The sequence below is a fragment of the Senegalia massiliensis genome (assembly GCF_900626135.1).
Lineage (GTDB): Bacteria > Bacillota > Clostridia > Tissierellales > SIT17 > Anaeromonas > Anaeromonas massiliensis.
Genome location: NZ_LR130792.1, coordinates 1 through 1,176, shown reverse-complemented (window position 1 = coordinate 1,176; position 1,176 = coordinate 1). Strand labels below are relative to the sequence as shown.

The following is a 1,176-nucleotide window of genomic DNA, read 5'->3' as shown; positions in this document are numbered from 1 at the left end:
GCGTAGAGGTGAGCTTGGTCATGGTCGGTCGGCCTCCAAAGTGTTGTCTCGACAACCTCACTTTAGATACCTGCTGACCGACCATGGCTTGCCCTGATGAAGCCTGCGGCCGCTTCGCGGCCTTGCCTTCATCAGGGCCATAGCGGCCCCCGAACCAGCGCTTCCCAATGTGCTACGGAAAGGAGTTTGCCAACCACCAGGCCATCGATCAGGCCTTGGGCATCCAGACCTACTTTGCCGATCCGTATTGCAGCTGGCAGCGCGGAAGCAACGAGAACTTCAATGGGCTGCTGCGCCAGTACATCCCAAAGAAGCGGCGCATGGAAACCGTGACGGATGAAGAGCTGGCTATGATCCAAAACAGATTGAATCACAGACCTCGAAAGCGGCTCGGATTCAAGACACCCCACGAGGTGTTTCACGCCTCGTTAAACCGTGTTGCACCTCGTACTTGAATCCGCCCATTCAAAGGCCGGCATTTTCAGCGTGACATCATTCTGTGGGCCGTACGCTGGTACTGCAAATACGGCATCAGTTACCGTGAGCTGCAGGAGATGCTGGCTGAACGCGGAGTGAATGTCGATCACTCCACGATTTACCGCTGGGTTCAGCGTTATGCGCCTGAAATGGAAAAACGGCTGCGCTGGTACTGGCGTAACCCTTCCGATCTTTGCCCGTGGCACATGGATGAAACCTACGTGAAGGTCAATGGCCGCTGGGCGTATCTGTACCGGGCCGTCGACAGCCGGGGCCGCACTGTCGATTTTTATCTCTCCTCCCGTCGTAACAGCAAAGCTGCATACCGGTTTCTGGGTAAAATCCTCAACAACGTGAAGAAGTGGCAGATCCCGCGATTCATCAACACGGATAAAGCGCCCGCCTATGGTCGCGCGCTTGCTCTGCTCAAACGCGAAGGCCGGTGCCCGTCTGACGTTGAACACCGACAGATTAAGTACCGGAACAACGTGATTGAATGCGATCATGGCAAACTGAAACGGATAATCGGCGCCACGCTGGGATTTAAATCCATGAAGACGGCTTACGCCACCATCAAAGGTATTGAGGTGATGCGTGCACTACGCAAAGGCCAGGCCTCAGCATTTTATTATGGTGATCCCCTGGGCGAAATGCGCCTGGTAAGCAGAGTTTTTGAAACGTAAGGCCTTTGAATAAGAC

The 1,176-nt window shown here is 54.7% G+C and carries 1 protein-coding gene and 1 pseudogene; both read left to right on the top strand.

Features of this window, described 5'->3' with window-relative positions:
- Positions 1 to 176: 176 nt before the first annotated feature.
- A pseudogene (locus E0D94_RS14620) lies at positions 177 to 455 on the top strand (IS30 family transposase); the annotation flags it as partial.
- Positions 456 to 1,160 (top strand): IS6-like element IS26 family transposase, encoded by a 705-nt coding sequence (locus E0D94_RS14615; protein ID WP_090423510.1) that lies wholly within the window; start codon positions 456 to 458, stop codon positions 1,158 to 1,160. It begins immediately after the preceding pseudogene.
- Positions 1,161 to 1,176 lie beyond the last annotated feature (16 nt).